We start from the raw sequence: 21,652 nt of genomic DNA, 5'->3' as shown, positions 1-21,652 counted from the left end.
ATGCCGATGTCGGATGTCATCGCACTGGCCAAGGATCTGATCCGCCGCCCCTCCGTTACGCCGCAAGATGAAGGGTGCCAGACCCTGATGGCGGAGCGCCTCGCGCGCCTGGGCTTCGTCATCGAGCCCATGGTGTTTGAAGACACCACCAACCTCTGGGCGCGCCGCGGCAGCGAGGGCCCCCTGTTCTGCTTCGCCGGTCACACCGACGTGGTGCCCGCCGGGCCGCTGGACAAATGGCACACCCCGCCGTTCGAGCCGACCATCCAGGATGGCATCCTCTATGGCCGCGGCGCCGCCGACATGAAGGGGTCGCTGGCCGCCATGGTGGTGGCCACCGAACGCTTCGTGGCCGCCCACCCGGATCACTCCGGCTCCATCGCCTTCCTCATCACCTCGGACGAAGAGGGCCCCTTCATCAACGGCACCACCCGGGTGATCGACACCCTGGAGGCGCGCAACGAGAAGATCCGCTGGTGCATCGTCGGCGAGCCCTCCTCCACCACCGAAGTGGGAGACGTGGTGAAGAACGGCCGCCGCGGCTCCATCACCGGCGATCTGCTGGTGCGCGGAGTGCAGGGCCACGTGGCCTACCCCCATCTGGCGGACAACCCCATTCACAAGGCGGCGCCGGCCCTGAGCGAGCTGGCCGCAACCGTGTGGGATCAGGGCAACGCCTTCTTCCCCCCCACCAGCTTCCAGATAGCCAATATCCAGGGGGGCACTGGCGCCTCCAACGTCATCCCCGGCGAATTGCACGTCCAGTTCAACTTCCGCTTCAGCACCGAGCTCACCGATCTGGCCATCCGCGAGCGGGTCGAGGCGCTGCTGGACAGGCACTGTCTGGACTACGAGCTCAAGTGGACCCTCTCCGGCCAGCCCTTCCTGACCGATACCGGCGCCCTGCTGGAGGCCACCGTCGCCGCCGTGGCCGAGGTCAACGGCCAGCGGCCTGCCCTGCTCACCACGGGGGGCACCTCGGACGGCCGTTTCATCGCCCCCACCGGGGCCGAGGTGATCGAGCTCGGGCCCGTCAACGCCACCATCCACAAGGTGAACGAGTGCGTGAAAGCCGGCGATCTGGATCTGCTGGCGGACATGTATCAGGGTGTGCTGACCCGTTTGCTGCCATGAAGCCTGCTGCGGGAGGAGACACAGTGCTGACCCAGACACAACTGCTTGGCCAGGATGAGGGGCATCTCAGGGTGCTCGGGACCGGGCCTCACCGCCTCACCCCGGCCGCCGCCAACGCCTTTCACGCCATGCAGCTGGCCGCCGCCGCCGCGGGCCACAATCTGCAGCCCGCCTCCAGCTGGCGCAGCTTCGAGCGTCAGCTGGCCATCTGGAATGGCAAGTGGCGCGGCGAGCGGCCGCTGCAAGATGGCGACGGTCAGCCCTTGGATGCCTTGTTGCTCAGCGAGGTCGATCGGCTCCATGCCATCCTGCGCTGGAGCGCCCTGCCGGGCACCAGCCGCCACCACTGGGGCACGGATCTGGACATCTATGATCCGGACTGCCTACCCGCCGGTACCCGGCTGGCCCTGGAGCCCTGGGAGTATGCCGCGGGAGGCTGGTTTGCCGAGCTGGCGGGCTGGCTCGACGCCCATATGGGCGACTTCGGGTTTTTCCTGCCCTATGACCGGCATGATGGCCAGACCCTGGGCAGTGAGGTCGCCTTCGAACCCTGGCACCTGAGCTTTGCCCCCCAGGCACAACATCAGCGGCTCGATGCCGGGGCGCTGGCGCTTTGCCTGCAACAGGCGGATATTGAAGGTAAGCAGACGATCCTGACCCACCTCGACGAGATACTGGCCCGCTACGTCTTACCCCAGCGCACAGACCATGACAGCGTCCATGACATCAATAGGAGCACCCCATGAGTCTCTGGTTGTTAATCGGTTTGCCACTCCTGTTTCTGCTTGGTGTATTTCTCAATGCGATCAAGGACATGAAACGGATCGAGAAAGAGCTGCCCAAGTACAAGGACAAGATCCGCGAAGTCAAGGATGACGAGGACGACTACTGACAAAAAAAGCCCCGAAAGGGGCTTTTTTTCATCCGACGCCGCCGGTTTCTTTCCCCTCCTCCCCCCTGGCCATGACCCGCTGGCAGCGATGGCCGCCCGTGACGCAAGATGTCGTAAATTGCAAAATAATGCACAAATAGCCCACACAAGCAGGGGGTAAATGCATATAATGTGCCTGATTTGCGTTTTGACAGAAGGAGTTCGCCATTGGATGCAGTGACCATCAACAGTTTCTTTCTTATCGGTGCCCTGTTGGTGGGAGCCAGTGTCCTGTTAAGCGCACTCTCGTCCCGGCTCGGGATCCCCATTCTGGTGATCTTCCTCGCGGTCGGCATGCTGGCGGGGGAAGATGGCCCCGGCGGCATTCACTTCGCCGATTACTCGGTCGCCTACCTGGTGGGCAACCTGGCGCTGGCCATCATATTGCTCGATGGTGGCATGCGCACCCGGGTCTCCTCGTTTCGGGTCGCACTCTGGCCCGCCCTCTCCCTGGCCACGCTGGGGGTAGCCATCACCACGGGCCTGACCGGGTTGATGGCGGCCTGGTTGTTTGACCTCAACCTGATGCAGGGCATGTTGATCGGCGCCATCGTCGGCTCCACCGATGCCGCGGCAGTCTTCTCCCTGCTCGGCGGGCGCAGCCTCAACGAGCGGGTCGGCGCCACCCTGGAGATAGAATCGGGCAGCAATGATCCCATGGCGGTCTTCCTCACCATCACCCTGATCGAGGTGCTGGCCACCGGCCAGCAGGGGCTGGACTGGTCCTTCCTGCTCCAGCTGCTGCAACAGTTCGGCCTGGGGGCGGGCCTTGGGCTGGGGGCCGGCTGGTTGCTGTGGAAGCTCATCAACACGGCCCGTCTGGCGCCCGGACTCTACCCCCTGCTCACCGTCAGCGGCGGCCTGCTCATCTTCGCCCTCACCACGGCCCTGGGGGGCAGCGGCATCCTCGCCATCTACCTGACCGGCCTCTTGCTGGGCAACCGGGTGATCCGCAGCCGCAGCACCACCCTCTCCGTGCTGGACGGCCTCACCTGGCTGAGCCAGATAGGCATGTTCCTGGTGCTGGGCCTGCTCGCCACCCCGAGCAACCTCATGCCCATCGCCTTGCCGGGCCTGGCCCTGGCCATGTGGATGATACTGATAGCCCGCCCGCTGTCGGTCTGGATCGGGCTGCTGCCCTTCAAGAACTTCGCCCCCCGCGAGCGCTGGTTCATCTCCTGGGTGGGCTTGCGCGGCGCCGTGCCCATCATACTGGCGGTCTTCCCCATGATGGCCGGGCTGCCCAATGCCCAGCTCTATTTCAATGTCGCCTTCTTCGTGGTGCTGGTCTCCCTGATCCTGCAGGGCAGCTCGCTGCCGCTGGCCTCACGCCTGGCGCGGGTGGAGGTGCCGGCCCCCCCCTCCCCCATCAACCGCGCCGGGCTGGAGATCGATCTCGACAGCCAGTGGGAGACCTTCGTCTATCGGCTCGGCTCGGAGAAGTGGTGCATCGGCTCCCCGCTGCGGGATCTCAAGATGCCGGCGGGCACCCGGGTCTGCGCCCTGTTTCGCGGCCAGGAGCTGCTCCACCCCTCCGGCAGTACCTGCCTGCAGGCCGATGACATTCTCTGCGTCATCGGCCACGAACACGACCTCACCGCCCTCGGCCAGCTGTTCAGCCAGGCCCCGGAGCAGGATCTGGGCCCCCGCTTCTTCGGGGACTTCCTGCTCGATGCCTCGGCCCGCCTGATCGATCTCGCCCCCCTCTATGGCTTGGATCTTGGCGAGCTGGACGAGCCGGAGCAGAGCCTGGGCGACTTCCTTGCGGGGCGCTTGGGCGATAATCTGGTAGTGGGTGACCAGTACCCATGGCAGGGCATGATCTGGACCGTGGCCGAGATGGATGAAGACGAGGCGAGCAAGATAGGCGTGCGCTTCCTCGACGAAGACCCGGTCTGATCGCCCCTTGACGGAGCAATACATTATGTCTGAGCACAGCCTGATGGCGGGCATCGGCGCCCCCAACCCCCACCTCGGTCTCATCGAGGGCTTCTTTGGCAAGGGCTGGAGCTGGGACGCCCGCGCTCGCTACGCCCAGTGGCTGCCCCGCCACGGCTATGGCTTCTACCTCTACGCCCCGAAAGAGGATGGCTATCTGCGCAAGCACTGGGCCCTGCCCTGGCCCGAGGATCAGCTGAACGCCCTGCGCCAGTTTGCCGGGCAGTGCCGCGCCAATGGCCTGGATTTTGGCATCGGTCTGAGCCCCATGGGCGCCCATCACGACTACGAACGCCAGCGCCCCGCCCTGCTCGAGAAGCTGAGGGTCATCGATGCCGAGCTGGCCCCGGACATGCTGGCCGTCCTGTTCGATGACATGGTGGGCGACAGCCCCGAGCTCGCCCCCCTGCAGATCCGGATCGCCCACGACATCGCGGCCCACAGCCACGCCCGCCGCCTGCTGTTCTGCCCCAGCTACTACAGTACGGATCCCGTGCTGGAGAAGGTGTTCGGCGCCATGCCGGCCAACTACCTCCAGGATCTGGGCCAGGGACTGGATCGGCGCTTCGACATCTTCTGGACCGGCCCCAGGGTCTGCTCCACCGAATACCCGGCCGCACACCTCGAGCAGGCTGCCGACTGGCTGCAACGCAAGCCCTTCCTCTGGGACAACTACCCGGTCAACGACGGCAGCAAGGCAAGCAGCCTCCTGCACCTGCGCGCCTTCGAGAACCGGCCCGCCGAGCTTGCGGCACTCACCTCGGGCCACGGCGTCAACCCCATGAAGCAGGCGGCGCTCTCGGCCCTGCCGCTGGCCTCCCTGCCCATGAGTTATCGCCTCGGCAAACGTTACGATCCGGACAAGGCGCTGCACGACGCCCTCCATGCCACCTGCGGCCCCCAGATCGCCGCCATGATTGGAGCCGATCTGCCGCTGTTTCAGGACATTGGCCTGGCCCAGCTCACGCCGGAGCAGATCGGCACCTTGCGACGCCGTTACCTGCCGTTTCGGGATCAAGCCTGCGTCGACGAGATAGTGCGCTGGCTCGATGGCGAATACGCATTCGACCCCGACTGCCTCACCGACTGAGGGGAGCACCATGGAGACGACCCTGCTCTACCAGAACCTGGCCATCCTCGCCGCCTTCCTGCTGATCTACAGCCTGATAGCGGGTCGATTTGAATCCAAGCTCATCAATGGCCCCCTGCTGTTCCTGCTGGCGGGAGCCCTGCTCGGCCCGGGCGGGGTCGGCCTGCTCAGCCTGGAGATCAATCACGAGGGGATCCGGCTGCTGGCCGAGCTCACCCTGGTGATAGTGCTGTTCACCGATGCCGCCAACACCGACTGGCGGGTGCTGCTGGCCAACCGCAGCCTGCCGATCCGCCTGCTGCTGATCGGCCTGCCACTCACCCTGGTGCTGGGTACCCTGTTCGGTCGCTGGCTGTTTCCACAATTGCCCCTGCTCGAACTCGCCATCCTCGCCACCATTCTCGCCCCGACGGACGCCGCGCTGGGCAAGGCCGTGGTCAGCAACCCCGCCGTGCCCGCCCCCATTCGCGAGGGGCTCAACCAGGAGAGCGGGCTCAACGACGGCATCTGCGTGCCCGTGCTCTTGCTGCTGCTGGCCCTCATCGCCCCGACCGAGCAGCATCAGGGCACGGGCGCCCTGGCCCTGACCCTGATGCTCGAAGAGATTGGCATAGGGATCGCGGTGGCCCTGGCCCTGAGCCAGGTCACCCTCTGGCTCCTCAGACGCTCCTATCTCAATGGCTGGCAGCTGCCGCTCTGGCGTCAGCTCACCCTGCCCGGGCTGGCCCTGCTCTGCTTCGCCCTGGCCCAGACCCTGGGGGGCAGCGGCTTCATCGCCGCCTTCGTCGGCGGGCTCTTGATAGGCCACCGCTTCGGCGAGCACAAGCATGAGTACCTCGACAGCTGCGAGGGATATGGCGACCTGCTCTCCGTGGTCATCTGGATGGTGTTTGGCGCCACCCTGCTCCCTGTGCTGCCGGATCTGCTGCACTGGCAATACTGGCTCTATGCCCTCGCCAGCCTCACCCTGCTGCGCATGGTGCCGGTCTGGCTCTGCCTGCTCGGCTCCGGGCTCAGGCCCGAGCTCAAACTGTTCGTCGGCTGGTTCGGGCCCCGCGGCCTGGCCAGCATCGTCTTCGCCGTCATGGTACTGCAGCACAGGCCGGCCCTGCTCGGTCAGGGGCCCATCATCAAGACGGTGCTCTGCACCATACTGCTCAGCGTGATCCTGCACGGCATCAGCGCCAACCCCTGGGTCAGGCGCTTCAAATCCAGCTAATCCCGACCTGCTCCCATAAAAAATGCCACCCCCTGTGCAGGGGGTGGCATGTTTGCCCGACCCAGGCGCTCAGCCCAGGGCCAGCCAGACCCCGACAAACAGCATGAGCGAACCGGCGATGCGGTTCATCAGGGCCACGTTGCCGCTCTTGGCAAGGAAATGGCGCAGGGTGCGGCCACCGCTCGCATAGAGCAGCATGCAGGCGAACTCGATGAGCAGGATCAGGGTCACCAGGGCGCCTATCTGCGGCGTCATCGGCTTGGCAGCATTGATGAAGGGGGGCAGCAGGGAGACCATGAAGGCCCACCCCTTGGGATTGGCGATGGCGGTGACAAACCCCTGCATGGCCAGCCCCATGGCGCTGGTCTGCTGGCCGGCCGAAAGATCCGCCGGGATCGCCATCTTGCCCTTGGCCTGCCACATCTGGATGCCGAGCCAGATGAGGTAGGCGCCCCCCACGTACTTGAAGGCCGAGAACAGGGCCGGGTAGTTGAGCATGACGGCCGCCACCCCCACCACAGAGAGCACGGAGACCAGCCCCACCCCAATCAGCTCTCCCCACATCATGGAGAGGGTGCGACGCACCCCCAGACTCATGCCCAGGGTCATCGCCAGGGTCATGCACATGCCAGGGGTCACGGAGACAAAGAAAAACGTGGGAATAAACAGCGCCAAGATGGCGGGATCAATCCAGTCGGACACACTACACCTCCAGGGTTACAGGCAGACGATCTTGCCTATCACACTCTTTTAACACAAGAAAAACCATTTCCTTCAGCAAGATTTCAGCATTAAAAACCCTGTGACAAGAGTTGTCGCGCCTGTGTAAGATGCCGCCTCACTCCTCTTCCGGACCAAGATCTTTCATGTCGTTGAATAACCTCTCCATTCGTCTGCAAGTGCTCATCCCCCTCCTGCTGGCCAGCCTGCTGATGCTGCTGATGGCCGTGATCAGCAAGCAGGAGATAGACGCTGCCATCTCGGACATGAACGAATCCACCGCCAGCGTCACCCGCCACAAGGACGACATTGCCGCCCTGATCCACGCCAGCTACCGGCTGCGCACCAACGCCATCTATGGCCTCTACGATCAGGCCCGCTTCGCCGAGCTGCCCGCCACCCTCAACGGGGCCGAACAGGAGCTGGGAACCATCTTGTCCCGGCTGGCCATCCCCGGCGCCGAGCAGGACAACCGCCAGGTGGCGGCGGCCCTGCAGGCCTACTTCACCCATACCCGCGCCACCATGCTGCCGCTCTTGTCCCAGCGCTTTGCCGGCAGCGGCGATCCCGTCGCCTACGAACAGGCCAGGCTGCACTTTCGCGACCTGGGGGAGCGGTTGATCAAGCAGATCGACACCCTCTCTGCCCAAATCAACCGACTGAGCCAGCAGGAGATAGCCCAGGAGCAAGCCCACTATCGCGCCACCCTGCTGCAGACCCTGCTGCTGATGAGTGCCACCCTGGTGGCGGCCCTTTGTGGTGGCTGGTGGCTCTCCGGTCGCATCGTCCAGCCCATCGGTCAGTTGCAGGAGGTGATGCACGCCGTCGCGAAGGGCCGCTTCAACGTGCGCGCCAAGGCCGAAGGCAGCAACGAGCTGGGCCAGCTCGCCAAGGACATCAACCTGACCCTGACCCAGCTGGGCAGCACCCTCCATGCCCTGACCGGCATCAGCGGCAACGTGGCCTCCGCCGCCACCGAACTGGCCGCCGTCATGACCCAGTCCGAGGCCAACGCCCAGCAGCAGCGCAGCGAGACCGAGCAGGTTGCCTCCGCCGTCACCGAGCTGGCCAGTACCGCCGACAACGTCAACCACAACGCCGCCCTGGCCGACGAGCTGGCGCGGGACGCCCACAGCCGGGTCGAGCAGGGGCTGACCCTGTTTGCCGAGAGCATCCAGGCCAACGATCGCATGGCGGGCAGCCTGGAGAGCGCCGCCAGCGTGGTGGCGAGGCTCAAGTCCCAGTCAGAGCAGATCGGCAAGGTGATCGAGGTGATCCAGAGCATCTCGGAGCAGACCAACCTGCTGGCCCTCACGCCGCCATCGAGGCCGCCCGCGCCGGGGAAACCGGCCGCGGCTTTGCGGTGGTAGCGGACGAGGTACGCCTGCTGGCGGCGCGCACCCAGGACTCCACCAAGGAGATCCAGGTCATCATCGAGCAGCTGCAGAGCCAGAGCCAGTCCGCCAACGACGGCGTGCAGGAGACCCTGGAGATCCTCGGCCGCAACCAGCGCCTCTCCGCCGAGGTACAGGATCTGCTGGGGGGCATCACGGCGGCGGTCACCCAGATCAATGGCGCCAATGCCCAGGTGGCCACCGCCGCCGAGGAGCAATCCTGCGTCACCGCCGACATCAACCGCAACCTCACCAACATCTACGAGATAGTGCACCAGAACGCCGCCGGCATCAGCCAGAGCGCCGCCGCCAGTCACGAGCTGTCACAGCTCGCCGAGCAGCAGCGCAGGCAACTGGCCCAGTTCCAGTTGTGATCCCCGACCTCCCGGCCGGACGAGAGGCCCTGCCTGCGCGGTCTCTCGTCCGATACAGGGCGTCATTGGTCATTGTTTTAAACGACCTTTTTACAATCCGGCTTCATTGGGGGCTGTGCCTGACCGGCAAATATGGGTATGGTAGAGGCACGCCAACTCCCCCCTTATGAGAGCACCATGAATCTGAAGCTCAGGAAACCCGCCTTCATCACCCTGGGATTGATCGCCCTGCTGTCCGCCATCTGGCTCGACTACTACCTGCCCGAACACACCATCGCCACCATCACAGGGGTGGAGGTGAAGCGCACCGACAAGGATGGCCCCATCAGCAAGAACAACCCCGCCGACGGGCCCACCACCGACGTCTATTACATCTATACCGAGCGCCCCGGCGAGAAGATCCGGGTGTTTCGCAACGAAGACACCGGCTGGGGTTTCCCCTTCTACTTCAAGTTTGATGCCGCCGACGTCCAGGCCAAGGCCAAGTCCATGGAGTTCGAGAAGAAGCTGGCCATCATCACCTCCTACGGCTGGCGCGTGAACATGTTCTCCCTGTTCCCTAACGTCACCAAGATCAAGACCACGGAGGCGGATGCCTCCAGCTGGAGCTTCTTTCGCTGGTTCTGGTTCGGCATCTGGGCCCTGGTGATGGGCAAGGCCGCCATCGCCCTGTGGCGCTACTTCGAGCGTATCGAGGACGAAATATGAGCAAGGCGCAGGCGCCGGGGATCAGCAAGACCCGCACCAGCTTCTACCGCCGTCTCTATCTCGCTCACCTGATCGACAGCGGCATCAACACGGTGGCGGCCATCATGGCCGCCACCGGCATGCCAAGGCGCACCGCCCAGGACACCCTGGCCGCCCTGGCTGAACTGGATCTGGTGTGTGAATTCGAGCAGACCCCGGGGGCGCGCCACCAGCAGGGCGGCTATCGCATCAGCGACTGGGGCCCCATAGACCCGGCCTGGGTCGCCCGGCATATCAACGAGATACGAGAGACCCTCGGCTACCCCTAGGCTGCCCCTCCCCTGCTCCTGCCGCTCACTCCTCCCCCTCGTATGCCTCTGGCGTCTCCTCCTCGCTCCCGTCGTCCCGGGTACAATCGAGGATGGAGCGCTTGGGGTTGTTGGGGTCGCGCAGCAGCAGCGGCGCCTCGCCCGCCTGGTGGCGCGCCTCATCGGAGAAGTCATCGCCATAGCGCTCCAGCAACAGCTGGCGGGCGTTGGCGATGGGGGCATCGATGAAGAGGGCATGGACCTCGAAGGTCGAGGTCGGGATCAGGAAGCCGCTGATGGGCAGCTCCCCCAGCTGGGTGCGGGTACGATACCAGGCAAAGCCATTGTTCACCTTGTAGGGGGTGAAGCCGGCCAGGTCGGAGTGGCCCGGCTTGAGGGTGTCGGCATCGAGCGAGAGTCCGTCGAACTGGCACTCGGCCACCCCTGCCCACAGTCGCTCGAACGGGGTGCTGCACCCGGCAAGGGGCAGACAGAGCAGCAACAGCATTGGCATCCGGCGCATCACTGCCCTCCTTACGGGTCAAACCGCCGGGCTCATCCGGGCAGCTGTCATCCCATACCTTAGCAAGGGATGAGAAGGCTATCCCCCATATCGGTCACAGGATTGACCAGGGCGCGCTCCGCCTCCCCTGCCAGGGTCAGGATCCGACGCAAGGCAGAGCGCGGCCGGACGTGCCTGAGACGGCGCCCGGGTGTATCATGCCCACCCCATTCGACCCGAGCCCTCGCCGCCCCATGCAGCCCAGTCCAGATGAGTTCATCGCTCCCCCCTGCCAGGCATCGATCCGCATCCTCTACGAGGATGAGGCCCTGTTGCTGATCGACAAGCCCTCCGGCCTGCTCAGCCTCTCCGGCAAACATCCGCAGAACCTGGATTCGGTCCATCATCGACTGGTGCAGGATTTCCCCGGCTGCACCCTGGTCCATCGCCTCGACTTTGGCACCTCGGGGCTGATGCTGGTCGCCCGCAACAAGGCGGTCAACGCCGCCCTCTGCCGCCAGTTCAGCGAACGCAGCGTCGGCAAGGAATATCTGGCGCTGCTGCTGGGTCATCTGGCCGAAGATGAGGGGGTGATGGACTTTCCCATCGCCAAGGATCCCCCCAACTTCCCCCTGATGAAGATCTGTGACCGGGAGGGCAAGCCCGCCCGCTCCCGCTATCGGGTCCTGGCGCGGGAACAGTGGCCCCATGGCGCAGGGAGCCTGGCCGTCAGCCGGGTGTCGCTGCGGCCGGAGTCGGGACGCACCCATCAGCTGCGCATCCACAGCCAGCGGCTGGGTTACCCCATGCTGGGGTGCGATCTCTATGGCGGGCAGGCCCATGCCCTGGCCGGGCGCCTGATGCTCCACGCCCATCGCCTCGACTTCCATCATCCCCAGAGCGGCAAGCCCATGGCGGCGGTGTGCGACTGTCCCTTCTAGGGCGCGGACAAAAAGATGGGGGCCGCGCTTTCGCAACGGCCCCCACCCCCCACGCTTTGTGGTGCTATCAGATCAGCTTGCGGGCGGCGCCCAGCACTATCTTGATGGCATCAGATTCGGTTCTCGCCATGGTTTCGGCGTTCGGGATTTCCTGCTGGGTACGGTTGACGATGACACCGGCCACCATGCCGGCGCGCAGGCCCTGGCTGGAGCACATGGTCAGCAGGGTGGCGGACTCCATCTCGTAGTTCAGCACGCCCATGGCTTGCCACTCTTTCATGGAACCCTGGAAACGGCTCACCACACGGCCTGAGACGGTGTCGTAACGCTCCTGACCCGGGTAGAAGGTATCGGAAGAGGCAGTCACCCCTACGTGCAGGGTGGAGCCCAGCTCCTTGGCGGTGTTGACCAGCGCCGTGGTGCAGTCGAAGTCGGCCACGGCCGGGAATTCCATCGGCGCGAAGTGCAGGCTGGCACCGTCGAGACGCACGGAACCGGTTGTCACGATCACGTCGCCCACGTTCAGGTGCGGCTGGATGGCGCCCGTGGTGCCGATGCGCAGGAAGGTGCGGATACCCAGCTGGGCCAGCTCTTCCACCGCGATGGAGGTGGACGGGCCACCGATACCGGTGGAGCAGATGATGACGGCCTTGCCGTCCATCTCGCCACGCCAGGTAGTGAACTCACGATGGCTGGCCAGGTGCACCGGGTTGTCCAGCAGCTCTGCGATGCGCTTCACGCGCTCGGGGTCACCGGGAACGATCGCCAGGGTGGCGCCCTGCAGATCCGCTTTTTTCAAACCCAAGTGGAAAACATCAGACATAGTGGACTCCTGGTTGCGCCCCGCCGCCGGACGGCCGAGTGCAGTTAAGGTGATTCTTCAGGGTACTTTCAAGCATGGATCCCCTCATTCGGGGAGGCGCCAACTATGGTCGAAAGCGCTTTCCAATTCCTTGATGCGCCTCACACTTCCACGCATCAAGTGCGGCGAAAAAACCGCAAAACGTTTGCTAACTCGATGAATTTTCTGAAAAACGTTTTTCTCCACCTGGAGAGCTTCCCGCCCTTGTCAAGGGGAAAACCCCCTTGTTTGAGTGGTACGTGATCGAGTCCATAAAGTTGTAAAACAGATACCTTTGACCCCTTTTCCTCCCCGCCGGGAGTGCTATGTTGGCACTCTAGTACCACTTAATGGTTAATCATACGGAGTCCATCATGGCGACATTCAAGTTCTACATTCCCGCAATCAACCTGATGGGGGCCGGCTGCCTGCAAGAAGCGGCGGCCGATATCCAGGGTTATGGCTATCGCAAGGCGCTGATCGTCACCGACAAGGTATTGAACCAGATAGGCGTGGTCGCCCGCCTCAGCGCCCTCTTGGCCGAGCATGGCATCGAGAGTCTAGTGTTCGATGAAACCCGGCCCAACCCCACCATGGGCAACGTCGAAGCAGGCCTGGCGATGATCAAGGCCCACGGCTGCGACTGCGTCATTTCGCTCGGTGGCGGCTCTCCCCACGACTGCGCCAAGGGGATCGCCCTGGTGGCCGCCAACGGCGGCAGCATCCAGGATTACGAAGGCGTCGATCGTTCCGCCAGGCCGCAGCTGCCCCTCATCGCCATCAATACCACCGCCGGCACCGCCTCCGAGATGACCCGCTTTTGCATCATCACCGACGAGGCCCGCCACGTGAAGATGGCCATCATCGACAAGCATGTCACCCCGCTGATGTCGGTCAACGACCCCGAGCTGATGCTGGCCAAACCCGCCGGTCTCACCGCCGCCACCGGCATGGACGCCCTGACCCACGCCATCGAGGCTTATGTCTCCACCGCCGCCACCCCGGTGACCGATGCCAGCGCCGTGATGGCCATTCAGCTCATCGCCAGGCACCTGCGCACCGCAGTCAACCAGGGGGATGATCTGCACGCCCGCGAACAGATGGCCTACGCCCAGTTCCTGGCCGGCATGGCCTTCAACAACGCAAGCCTGGGTTACGTGCACGCCATGGCGCACCAGCTGGGGGGCTTTTATGACCTGCCCCACGGGGTCTGCAACGCCGTGCTGCTGCCCCACGTGCAGGCCTACAACGCCCGGGTGAGTGCGGGCCGTCTCAAGGACGTGGCCCGTCACATGGGGGTGGACGTGAGTGCCATGAGCGATGTGCAGGGGGCCGAGGCAGCGATTGCCGCCATCCGCCAGCTGGCGCTGGACGTGAAGATCCCGGCCGGTCTGGAGCAGCTCGGGGTCAAGGCCGATGACTTCGACGTGCTGGCCGAGAACGCCCTGAAAGATGCCTGCGGCTTCACCAATCCGGTCCAGGCGAGCCACGCCGAGATAGTCGCCATCTTCCGCGCCGCCATGTGAGGGCGCAATCTTTGTCGGGGCCGCCATGCGGCCCTTTTTATTGGCAGGAGGATCAATGGCTTTTTACTTCCGCACGGGGAGTGGGTATGATTTGCCGAGCTAAAAAAGACTGTATGGATGACTTGAACCCGATATGCGGATGAAACACCTGATTGCCGCGGCGCTGACCGCCCTCACCCTCTCTGGTTGCAGCCTGGTCTATCGCATCGATATTCCCCAGGGCAACTATGTGGAACAAAAACAGGTCGACAAGCTGCGTCAGGGCATGACCCGCGAGCAGGTCGAGTTCGTGCTGGGCTCCCCCATGATGCGCGACAGCTTCGATCCCGACACCTGGTACTATCTGTATGAGTTCCAACCGGGCCGTGGCGACAAGGAGCGCAAGGAGCTGACCGTCAAGTTTCTCGGCGACAGGCTGAGCACGGCCAGTGGCGACTTCCCGCTGCCTGCGGCCTTCACCACCCCGCTCTGATCCCCTCCACAAAACCGGCCTTGCGCCGGTTTTGTTTTATCTCCTTCAGCCACAGAGGCGCCTGGCAGATGGCCGACCCTTGTCCGATGCTGAAATGCGTCCAATGCCATGACACAGGGAGAGCCTCATGAGCAGGATCCTGATAGCCGGTGCCACCGGCCTCGTCGGCCGCCAGCTGCTGAAGCAATTGCCCGCAGAGCATGAGCTGCTCCTGCTCTGCCGCACACCGGGCCTCGAGCAGCCTACCCGGCACTGGCTGCCGGTCGATTTTGATGATCTGGCCAGCGTCACCTTGCCCCAGCCAGTCACCCTCGCTTTCTGCTGCCTCGGCACCACCCGCAGGGAGGCAGGCTCGGCTGCCGCATTTCGCCGGGTCGATCTGGATTATGTGCTCGCCTTCGCCGAGCTGGCCCGCCGCCATGGCTGCCGACGGCTGGTGGTGATCTCCAGCATGGGGGCCAATGCCGCCTCTCCCCTGCTCTACCCCCGCACCAAGGGCGAGATGGAACTGGGCCTGCAAGCCCATGACTGGCAGCGTCTGGCCATACTGCGTCCCGCCATGCTGCTCGGCCATCGCCAGTCGCCACGCCTCTCGGAGCAGTACTTTCAAGGGATCTACCCGCTGCTGCGCCCCCTGCTGCTGGGCAAGTTGCGCCGCTGGCACGCCATAGAGGCGAGCCAGGTGGCCAGCGCCATGGTGCTCCTGAGCGAGGGGGATGGGGTCGAGGTGGTGGAAAACGAGCGGCTGCTTGACCTGTGAACGGGCCCCATACGCAGAAGAGGCGCCATGGCGCCTCTTCTGGTATCGAGTCTTGATGGCTGCGCCGAGGGCGGCTGGTCGCCGCCTTCAGCTCCCCTCAGCCTCGTCGCGCTTGCGGCTGGCATTGGGACGACCCCCTGTGACCACATCGGCACGGCCCTCCTCCTTGGCCTTCTCCGCTCGCTTCTTGCGCATCTCCTTGGGATCGGCGGTAAGCGGGCGGTAGATCTCGATGCGATCCCCGTCCTGAAGCAGATCAGTCGCCTTGGCCAGGCGGCTGTAGATGCCGAACTTGTTCACCGAGAGATCGATCTCGGGATGCCTGGCCAGGATGCCGGACTGCTCGATGGCCGCCTGCACGCTGGTGCCTGCCCCGACCCTCAGCGTCAACACCGTCTGGCGATCCGGCAGGGCGTAGACCACCTCTATCGTCAAGGAATCAGGCACCGTAGACCTCCTTGGCCCGGTTGGAGAAGGCGAGCACCATGGAACCCACCAGATCCCGGAAGATCTGGCCAAAGGCCAGCTCGATCAGCTTGGAGGTAAATTCGAAGTCCAGATCGAACTCCACCTTGCAGGCGTCCACATCCAGGGGGGTAAAGGTCCACCAGCCGGCCAGCTTGCGAAACGGGCCATCGACCAGTTCCATCCTGATCTGACGGTTGGCATCGAGCTGGTTGCGGGTGGTGAAGGTCTTGGCGATGCCCGCCTTGGCCACATCCACCGACGCGGTCATGAAGTCGTCGCCACTCTCGTGGACCCGACTGCCGACACAGCCGGGCAGGAACTCGGGGTAGGCATGAACATCGTTGACCAGCCGGAACATCTGTTCCGCGCTGAACATCACCAGGGCACTGCGGGTAATACGGGGCATGGGGTTTCCTCATCCAATCCCTGGGATTTTATCACCATATCCCCGAAAATCACCGCCGAAACTGCTCACAAAGTCGCCACTCGAGCGGCTGCGCGTTTTACAGCCGCCGCCACCCACGTATAATGCGCCTTCCACGTCATCGCCGAAGGCGCCCGTCATGAGCAAAAAAAACAGTAAAAACAAAGCCGGGTCCAGCACCATTGCCCTCAACCGAGCCGCGCGCCACGAATACTTCATCGAAGAGAAGGTCGAAGCGGGCCTGGCGCTGCAAGGGTGGGAAGTCAAATCCCTGCGGGCGGGCAAGGCCAACATCAGCGAAGCCTATGTCATCTTCTTGCAGGGAGAGGCCTTCCTGTTCGGCGCCAGCTTCCTGCCGCTCAATGCCGCCTCCAGCCATGTGGTGTGCGACCCGACCCGTACCCGCAAGCTGCTGCTGAGCCGCCGCGAGATAGACAGGCTCGAGAGCCTGACCGCACGTCAGGGCTACACCATAGTGCCCCTCTCCCTCTACTGGAAACAGTGCTGGGTCAAGGTCGAAATCGGCCTGGTGAAGGGCAAGAAAGAGCATGACAAGCGGGAAGACACCAAGGCCCGCGAATGGGACCGCGAGAAGTCCCGCATCATGAAGAACAAGCGCTTGGGCTGATTGCCCTGCCCAGGTCAGCGCCTTGCTGCCACGCCGGACCTTGGGTCCGGCGTGCTGCTTTTGGCGCCGCGCCATGGGAGACGGGGGTTCCACTCCCCCCAGAGCACGACCTGGACTCGCCATAGCGAATAATAAATCGGCAAACGACCGGCCAATTTGGCTCATTGCCGGCCAACGCCTTGCCATGGCTGGTTTTTTGCGTACAATCCCTCTTAACAACTTGGGGCTGATTCTGGATTCGACAAGATTCACGAAACCCAAGGTGCATGCCGAGGTGCGGTAGGCCTCGTTAATAAACCGCAAAAAAATAGTCGCAAACGACGAAAACTACGCACTCGCAGCTTAATAACCTGCGCTGAGCCCTTCTACCCTAGCTTGCCTGTGTCCTAGGGAATCGGAAGGTCATCCTTCACAGGATCGTGTGGAAGTCCTGCTCGGGGCGGAAGCATTAAAACCAATCGAGCTAGTTGATTCGTGGCGTGTCTCTCCGCAGCGGGTTGGCGAATGTAAAGAGTGACTAAGCATGTAGTGCCGAGGATGTAGTAATTTTGGACGGGGGTTCAAATCCCCCCAGCTCCACCAAATCATGTTCCGGCCGGGAACGAAGAAGTACAGAAACCCGCATTGCCAAAGGCTTTGCGGGTTTTTTGTTGTCCTCAGTAGTCCGAGGAAGTCGCCAGAAACCAGCTCATTTAGTACCATTACTAGTACCACAAGGGCGATGGTACTAAATTCAGTGGTACTAAGAGGCGGCATGGACAAGAAGACGCGTAAGACAGGAACAAACCGGCTTTCTGACACTAAAGTGAAAACAGCCAAAGCAGACATCAAAGAGTTAACCTTGCCTGATGGGGAAGGGTTAGAGCTGAGAGTTAAGCCTAACGGAGGGAAAAGATGGGTTTTCAAGTACCAAAAACCAGCCGATAAAAAGCGCACCAACATGGGATTTGGTACTTATCCAGAAGTCTCCCTTGCCGCTGCTAGAGAGCGGCGGCGAGAAGTCCGCACCCTACTGGCCCAAGGCATTGATCCCAAGCTCCATAAAGAAGAACAGATCGCCACAGCTCAAGCCAAGCAAGAAGCTAGTGCCAACACGTTCGAACGCATGGCGTGCAAATGGCTGGAATTGAAACGCCACAATGTGACAGACGCCTATGCCACCGATTCGTGGCGCTCCCTTGAACTCTATGTGTTGCCCTTCATTGGCTCAATGCCCATAGACCAGATACGTGCGCCTAAAGTTATTGAAATTCTTCGCCCAATTGAAGCAGATGGCAAACATGAGACTGTACGTCGCCTCTGCCAGAGGATTAACGAAATTCTCGACTATAGCGTCAATCATGGCCTTCTCCAGGCTAATCCTTGCTCTGCCATTCGTAAGGTATTCAAGAAACCCACCAAAAAGCACATGCCGACCCTCAAGCCAGCCGAGTTGCCACATCTGATGGCAGACATTGCAAATGGGAGGTTAGACCTCACAACACGCTACCAAATTGAATGGAGCTTGCATACCTTGGTTCGCCCAGGCGAATCCGCAGGTACTCGCTGGGATGAGATCGATATCGATGCCAAAGTCTGGAACATCCCTGAAGATCGGATGAAGAAGGAACGCCCGCACCGAGTCCCTCTGACACCACAAGCAATATCCCTGCTGGAACGGATGAAACCGATTAGTGGCCACCGCCCCTTCGTGTTCCCTGGCTACCGTGATCCACTCGGCCACATCAACGACCAGAGCGCGAATGCCGCCCTCAAGCGACTGGGCTATGGCGGACGACTGGTGGCCCACGGTTTGCGCTCGCTGGGTAGCACCACTCTAAACGAACAGGGATTCAACCCTGATGCCATCGAGGCAGCACTGTCTCACGCAGACGAGAACGAGATCCGCCGTGCCTATAATCGTGCAGATTACTTTGAGCAACGAGTGATAATGATGATGTGGTGGAGCAACCACATTGAACAGGCTAGCCAAGGGAACCTCTCTCTGGCTAGCGGTTTTAGAGCATTGACAGTTGTGGGCGAGTAGCCCACATCTGACTAATTGCCCGGACTATATGGAATTTTGACGTAAAGAAATATTGAAGGCCCTATCCACCTACCGATATTCAGCTCACAAAAGTCAAAGATATGGAGATTTGCAGACCGACACATTGTATTGACTGTGACTGCCACCACTCTAGACGACAAAACTATTCTAGGTGAAATCTTGGTGTAGAATCGCTCATAGAAATAGGAGAGCTACGTGATAACCTATGCAGACGATGGTATGAGTCCTCACATCACCACAAGTAGATCACTTGCACATGCCCTTAACATTCCGAGCGAGCTATTGAGAGTTCACCTATGGATTGTTGCTGGCGTAGCACCAGAGACTATTCCTCAGCTCGCTAAAATGGTTATGACCGATGTTGGCACGATATGCCGCCTCACCGGCATTAGCAAGAATACTATTTCACGCAAACTCAGAACAAATACACCTCTGACTATTCAACAAGGTTCTAGGGTTTATGGTGTTATATTGGCTCTGGATGCGGCTCGCGCCCTAAATGAAAATGATAATACCAAATCCATAGCATGGCTACATCAACCAGCTAAGGGACTTGGCGGGAAAATGCCAGCTGAACTGTTGAGTACATCAGTAGGAGTTCAAGCAGTGGTAGACTTAGTAGGACGAATTGAACATGGTGTCTACTAATATAAGACAACACATCTGGCTGCCATAATTTTAGTTTTTCCTCGCGTTGCGAGAAAAGATCCAGACTTATTATAACTAAAGGGGGGGTGTCCCCCCCCTGCATTCCGTAAAAACATCTATAAAAATCATTGTTACTCATTATGAGTATACTCTTCAAAAAAAATGTCATCTTCTAGATATTGAGCATACAACTTATATGCTAACTGTTGAGCCATATTGGATATACTTGTATCCACGTCAGGGGGAGTCAATGCAGGAAGAATTTTACCTGGTAATGAGAAAGTATAACTTTCATCGCCACTGTGCATATCATAACTTGTAGTTGTATCTGTCGACGTCAGTAAATCAAACCCTAACTCTTTAGCAAGAAATATCCATACCCAACACCGGAATGAGTTTTCCTTATCATAATCACTAACCAGCTTATATATTGCGTCAACAGAACCATTGATTGCACTAACAATCCACCAATAATAAGCATTCACCACCATGCCACGAGTTTCACATTCGATTGCAATAGATTCACTACGTTTACTGCCGCCCATATAGCCAATATATAAAGAGGAATCAAGTCCATGTGATGCCAACTCGAAAACAGCATCCATATCAAATGACATTGCAGCTTTTTTCAAGTGATGATACCAATAAATGTATCGTTCTTTATCTGTGTCAACTAATGCATTAATATCAGCACCATTAAAGCCACTGGCTATTCTGTACAATTTCTGATGAAGTTCAAAATCGGTAAATGACGAGGCATTTCGGTCTGCAAATGCACTTAACTGGACCAACCCCTGGTGTACTAATGGCGAGTTAAATTCATTCTGTTTAAACATACTCATTAACTCCCCAGCATAATGGTCTGAGGAGCTAAAGCGGCTAGCAGTAGTCGAATTAGGATGAAGTTGATTACTCTGAATATAAAGCTGAGTAATGTAATCGTCGTTTAGGCGATTCCTCAAAATCTCTTTTACGCGTAGGCTTATAATACCAGCTTGCACTAACAATGTGGCCAACTTCTGAGCGACAAGCTCAGGAATACTAATACCCAGAATAACAGTTCTAGCCTCAATTGCACTTACATCCAACGCAACCTGCCATTTCGTATTACTGAGCAGAATCGCATCAGCTTGCAATGACGCGTAAGTACTGTAGCCATAGGCCGCAGCAATCATCTCGTAGATATGACTACGTTTGAGGGAGATGCCTAGTACATCTTTGAGCTCAAGTTGGGTTGTGTGGACGAACGCTTTGATGGTCATGATCCAATCTCCTAGTCCTACCCTGGGGTATACATCGCACGTTTAATCCATCCAAGGTGAGGATTTGAGGTTGAGATCATGTGGCTTGAGAGTAGTAACCATTTTGACTCGTGCGAAAGTCTGGCTGGTCAGCCGAGACAAATCATAACCTAGTAAGTGGCACTGTCCAAGAGTCCATTCTCGCCCCGAGCCTCTCCGACACCCAGTAGACCAGCCCTGTGAGTTGTGGAATGAGCCGAATGAGGGCTATTATCGGCTCATATCGCGAGCCGAATGTGGTGTCAATTCGGCTCATTTTTGGCATTGCACTGCTTGCCCGCGACACAAAATCAGCGAGATTATCGATGACCGTAGACTGGATCTGGCAACACGATGAGTGGCCCAATTTTTGCTGGCAAGACCGGCAGTTACTGCCAAAGCTACGCCAAGTGCACCGTAATCTGGGGTTGCTCCAGGGCCTTCACTTATCAGCTCACAACACAACACTGGCGCATCAGACACATGCCCTAGATACGCTGCTGGCCAATGTTATTGCTTCATCGGCCATCGAGAATCAACGACTTAATACGCAATCGGTACGTACATCACTGGCTCGTCACCTCGGCATATCGGAGCAGACACCTTACCCCACCTCAGATCGATCTGATGGATTGGCCGCCATGATTGTGGATGCAATCTATAGCACCGATGAGCAGTTGACGCTGGAACGCTTGCTGCAATGGCACCGCTGGCTTTTTCCCGCAGATGACCGGAGATTGCATCAGATACGCGTTGGCCAGCTGCGTGGTGATGAGCCGATGCAGGTGATATCCGGAGCACGTGATCGACTCATCGTGCATTTCGAAGCCCCACCACGAGAGGGGCTGGAGCAGGAATTGGCCACTTTCATCGAATGGTTCAGAACCAGTCTCGATGACCCCTGCCTAGACCCATTACTTAGGGCGGCCATCTGCCACATATGGTTTGTCACTTTGCATCCGTTTGATGACGGTAACGGACGGATTACCCGAGCCCTCACCGATCTTGCACTCTCTCAGGCCGACAACCAGAGCATCAGTCTGTATGCCATGTCGGTAGTAATATTTGAGCAGCAAGCCGATTACTATCGCACTCTGGAGCAGACCCAGAGAGGTGGTCTGGATATCACCCCTTGGCTGGTTTGGTTTTTGGACACACTCAACGTCACGCTGGAACAGACCCAACAATCATGTACCCATGCGCTTGCTCTAAACCGCTTCTGGCTGCTACACGCTAGTGACCAATTGTGCCCTGAACAGGTGATGATACTGAACCATTTGCTCGACGGTTACACACAGGACTAGATTGGCCCCTTGAAGA

The 21,652-nt window shown here is 60.3% G+C and carries 22 protein-coding genes, 1 other RNA gene and 1 pseudogene; 18 read left to right on the top strand and 6 right to left on the bottom strand.

Translation table 11 applies throughout. The features are described 5' to 3' along the window. The first annotated feature begins 6 nt into the window (after positions 1–6). The 6 genes from dapE (at position 7) to BN1119_RS10670 (ending at position 6,312) form a co-directional block, all read left to right on the top strand. Complete coding sequence (gene dapE, locus BN1119_RS10690; RefSeq protein WP_084205417.1) at positions 7–1,134, top strand: succinyl-diaminopimelate desuccinylase; 1,128 nt, start codon at positions 7–9, stop codon at positions 1,132–1,134. A gap of 26 nt (positions 1,135–1,160) precedes the next feature. After that, on the top strand, positions 1,161–1,880 hold the full coding sequence (locus tag BN1119_RS10685; RefSeq protein WP_041997763.1) for a M15 family metallopeptidase: 720 nt from the start codon (positions 1,161–1,163) through the stop codon (positions 1,878–1,880). After that, the gene (locus tag BN1119_RS20045; protein ID WP_084205416.1) at positions 1,877–2,026 is read left to right on the top strand and encodes a hypothetical protein; all 150 of its coding nucleotides are present in this window, start codon (positions 1,877–1,879) and stop codon (positions 2,024–2,026) included. The genes BN1119_RS10685 and BN1119_RS20045 overlap by 4 nt, the downstream gene beginning before the upstream one ends. A 207-nt stretch (positions 2,027–2,233) precedes the next feature. Next, positions 2,234–3,964: a potassium/proton antiporter gene (locus BN1119_RS10680; protein WP_041997700.1), complete on the top strand. Its 1,731-nt coding sequence runs from the start codon at positions 2,234–2,236 to the stop codon at positions 3,962–3,964. 25 nt (positions 3,965–3,989) lie between these two features. After that, positions 3,990–5,093, top strand: coding sequence for a beta-N-acetylglucosaminidase domain-containing protein (locus BN1119_RS10675; protein ID WP_041997698.1), 1,104 nt, complete (start codon positions 3,990–3,992; stop codon positions 5,091–5,093). Between the two features lie 10 nt (positions 5,094–5,103). Further along, a complete protein-coding gene (locus tag BN1119_RS10670; protein WP_041997696.1) occupies positions 5,104–6,312 on the top strand; it encodes a cation:proton antiporter in 1,209 nt (402 codons plus the stop codon). A 69-nt stretch (positions 6,313–6,381) separates the two neighbouring features. On the opposite strand, the gene BN1119_RS10665 is transcribed toward BN1119_RS10670, so the two are convergent. Further along, complete coding sequence (locus tag BN1119_RS10665) at positions 6,382–7,014, bottom strand: LysE family translocator (RefSeq protein ID WP_041997694.1); 633 nt, start codon at positions 7,012–7,014, stop codon at positions 6,382–6,384. A 164-nt stretch (positions 7,015–7,178) separates the two neighbouring features. Here BN1119_RS10665 and BN1119_RS10660 point away from each other — a divergent pair. The 3 genes and pseudogenes from BN1119_RS10660 to BN1119_RS10650 all read left to right on the top strand — a co-directional run bounded on the left by BN1119_RS10660 (position 7,179) and on the right by BN1119_RS10650 (position 9,816). Beyond that, positions 7,179–8,800 (top strand): annotated as a pseudogene (locus BN1119_RS10660) (methyl-accepting chemotaxis protein). A 177-nt stretch (positions 8,801–8,977) separates the two neighbouring features. Then, positions 8,978–9,508 (top strand): DUF1523 family protein, encoded by a 531-nt coding sequence (locus tag BN1119_RS10655; RefSeq protein WP_041997692.1) that lies wholly within the window; start codon positions 8,978–8,980, stop codon positions 9,506–9,508. Next, entirely contained in the window at positions 9,505–9,816 is a 312-nt protein-coding gene (locus tag BN1119_RS10650; RefSeq protein ID WP_041997690.1) for a winged helix-turn-helix domain-containing protein, read from the top strand. Before BN1119_RS10655 ends, BN1119_RS10650 begins: the two co-directional genes overlap by 4 nt. 25 nt (positions 9,817–9,841) lie before the next feature. Here the strand turns inward: BN1119_RS10650 and BN1119_RS10645 are convergent, their stop codons facing one another. Further along, complete coding sequence (locus tag BN1119_RS10645) at positions 9,842–10,318, bottom strand: hypothetical protein (RefSeq protein WP_041997688.1); 477 nt, start codon at positions 10,316–10,318, stop codon at positions 9,842–9,844. Between the two features lie 194 nt (positions 10,319–10,512). Here BN1119_RS10645 and BN1119_RS10640 point away from each other — a divergent pair, with 194 nt between their 5' ends. Continuing rightward, positions 10,513–11,238, top strand: a complete 726-nt coding sequence (locus tag BN1119_RS10640; RefSeq protein ID WP_409337748.1) for an RluA family pseudouridine synthase — start codon at positions 10,513–10,515, stop codon at positions 11,236–11,238. Between the two features lie 67 nt (positions 11,239–11,305). Here BN1119_RS10640 and udp read toward each other — a convergent pair whose 3' ends face one another. Beyond that, positions 11,306–12,061 (bottom strand): uridine phosphorylase, encoded by a 756-nt coding sequence (udp, locus tag BN1119_RS10635; protein WP_025326293.1) that lies wholly within the window; start codon positions 12,059–12,061, stop codon positions 11,306–11,308. A 392-nt stretch (positions 12,062–12,453) separates the two neighbouring features. On the opposite strand from udp, the gene yiaY reads away from it, so the two are divergent. The 3 genes from yiaY (at position 12,454) to BN1119_RS10620 (ending at position 14,837) form a co-directional block, all read left to right on the top strand. Then, positions 12,454–13,605, top strand: a complete 1,152-nt coding sequence (yiaY, locus tag BN1119_RS10630; protein ID WP_041997682.1) for an L-threonine dehydrogenase — start codon at positions 12,454–12,456, stop codon at positions 13,603–13,605. A 133-nt stretch (positions 13,606–13,738) separates the two neighbouring features. Next, positions 13,739–14,077 carry an outer membrane protein assembly factor BamE gene (locus BN1119_RS10625; RefSeq protein ID WP_041997680.1) on the top strand — a complete coding sequence of 113 codons (339 nt, stop codon included), beginning with the start codon at positions 13,739–13,741 and terminating at the stop codon, positions 14,075–14,077. 127 nt (positions 14,078–14,204) lie between these two features. Next, entirely contained in the window at positions 14,205–14,837 is a 633-nt protein-coding gene (locus BN1119_RS10620; RefSeq protein WP_041997678.1) for an NAD(P)H-binding protein, read from the top strand. Between the two features lie 87 nt (positions 14,838–14,924). On the opposite strand, the gene BN1119_RS10615 is transcribed toward BN1119_RS10620, so the two are convergent. Beyond that, positions 14,925–15,284, bottom strand: coding sequence for an RnfH family protein (locus tag BN1119_RS10615; protein ID WP_041997677.1), 360 nt, complete (start codon positions 15,282–15,284; stop codon positions 14,925–14,927). After that, positions 15,277–15,711, bottom strand: a complete 435-nt coding sequence (locus BN1119_RS10610; protein ID WP_041997676.1) for an SRPBCC family protein — start codon at positions 15,709–15,711, stop codon at positions 15,277–15,279. The genes BN1119_RS10615 and BN1119_RS10610 overlap by 8 nt, the downstream gene beginning before the upstream one ends. A gap of 157 nt (positions 15,712–15,868) precedes the next feature. Between BN1119_RS10610 and smpB the strand changes: the two genes are divergently transcribed. The 4 genes from smpB (at position 15,869) to BN1119_RS20035 (ending at position 19,052) form a co-directional block, all read left to right on the top strand. Further along, positions 15,869–16,357, top strand: a complete 489-nt coding sequence (smpB, locus tag BN1119_RS10605) for an SsrA-binding protein SmpB (RefSeq protein WP_041997675.1) — start codon at positions 15,869–15,871, stop codon at positions 16,355–16,357. Positions 16,358–16,579: 222 nt separating this feature from the next. Further along, positions 16,580–16,939: a transfer-messenger RNA gene (ssrA, locus tag BN1119_RS20040) on the top strand. 172 nt (positions 16,940–17,111) lie between these two features. Continuing rightward, the gene (locus BN1119_RS10600; RefSeq protein WP_041997673.1) at positions 17,112–18,383 is read left to right on the top strand and encodes an integrase domain-containing protein; all 1,272 of its coding nucleotides are present in this window, start codon (positions 17,112–17,114) and stop codon (positions 18,381–18,383) included. 216 nt (positions 18,384–18,599) lie between these two features. Further along, positions 18,600–19,052, top strand: coding sequence for an antitoxin Xre/MbcA/ParS toxin-binding domain-containing protein (locus BN1119_RS20035; protein WP_223931102.1), 453 nt, complete (start codon positions 18,600–18,602; stop codon positions 19,050–19,052). 131 nt (positions 19,053–19,183) lie between these two features. Here the strand turns inward: BN1119_RS20035 and BN1119_RS10595 are convergent, their stop codons facing one another. Continuing rightward, positions 19,184–20,314 (bottom strand): hypothetical protein, encoded by a 1,131-nt coding sequence (locus BN1119_RS10595; RefSeq protein ID WP_041997672.1) that lies wholly within the window; start codon positions 20,312–20,314, stop codon positions 19,184–19,186. Between the two features lie 239 nt (positions 20,315–20,553). On the opposite strand from BN1119_RS10595, the gene BN1119_RS10590 reads away from it, so the two are divergent. Next, positions 20,554–21,636: a Fic family protein gene (locus BN1119_RS10590; RefSeq protein ID WP_244463723.1), complete on the top strand. Its 1,083-nt coding sequence runs from the start codon at positions 20,554–20,556 to the stop codon at positions 21,634–21,636. Positions 21,637–21,652: the final 16 nt, after the last annotated feature.

This window comes from Aeromonas bivalvium, from assembly GCF_000819765.1.
In the GTDB taxonomy this organism is placed as follows: Bacteria; Pseudomonadota; Gammaproteobacteria; order Enterobacterales; family Aeromonadaceae; genus Aeromonas; species Aeromonas bivalvium.
Note: the sequence above shows the minus strand (reverse complement) of the source record. Positions and strands in the feature narration are given on the sequence as shown.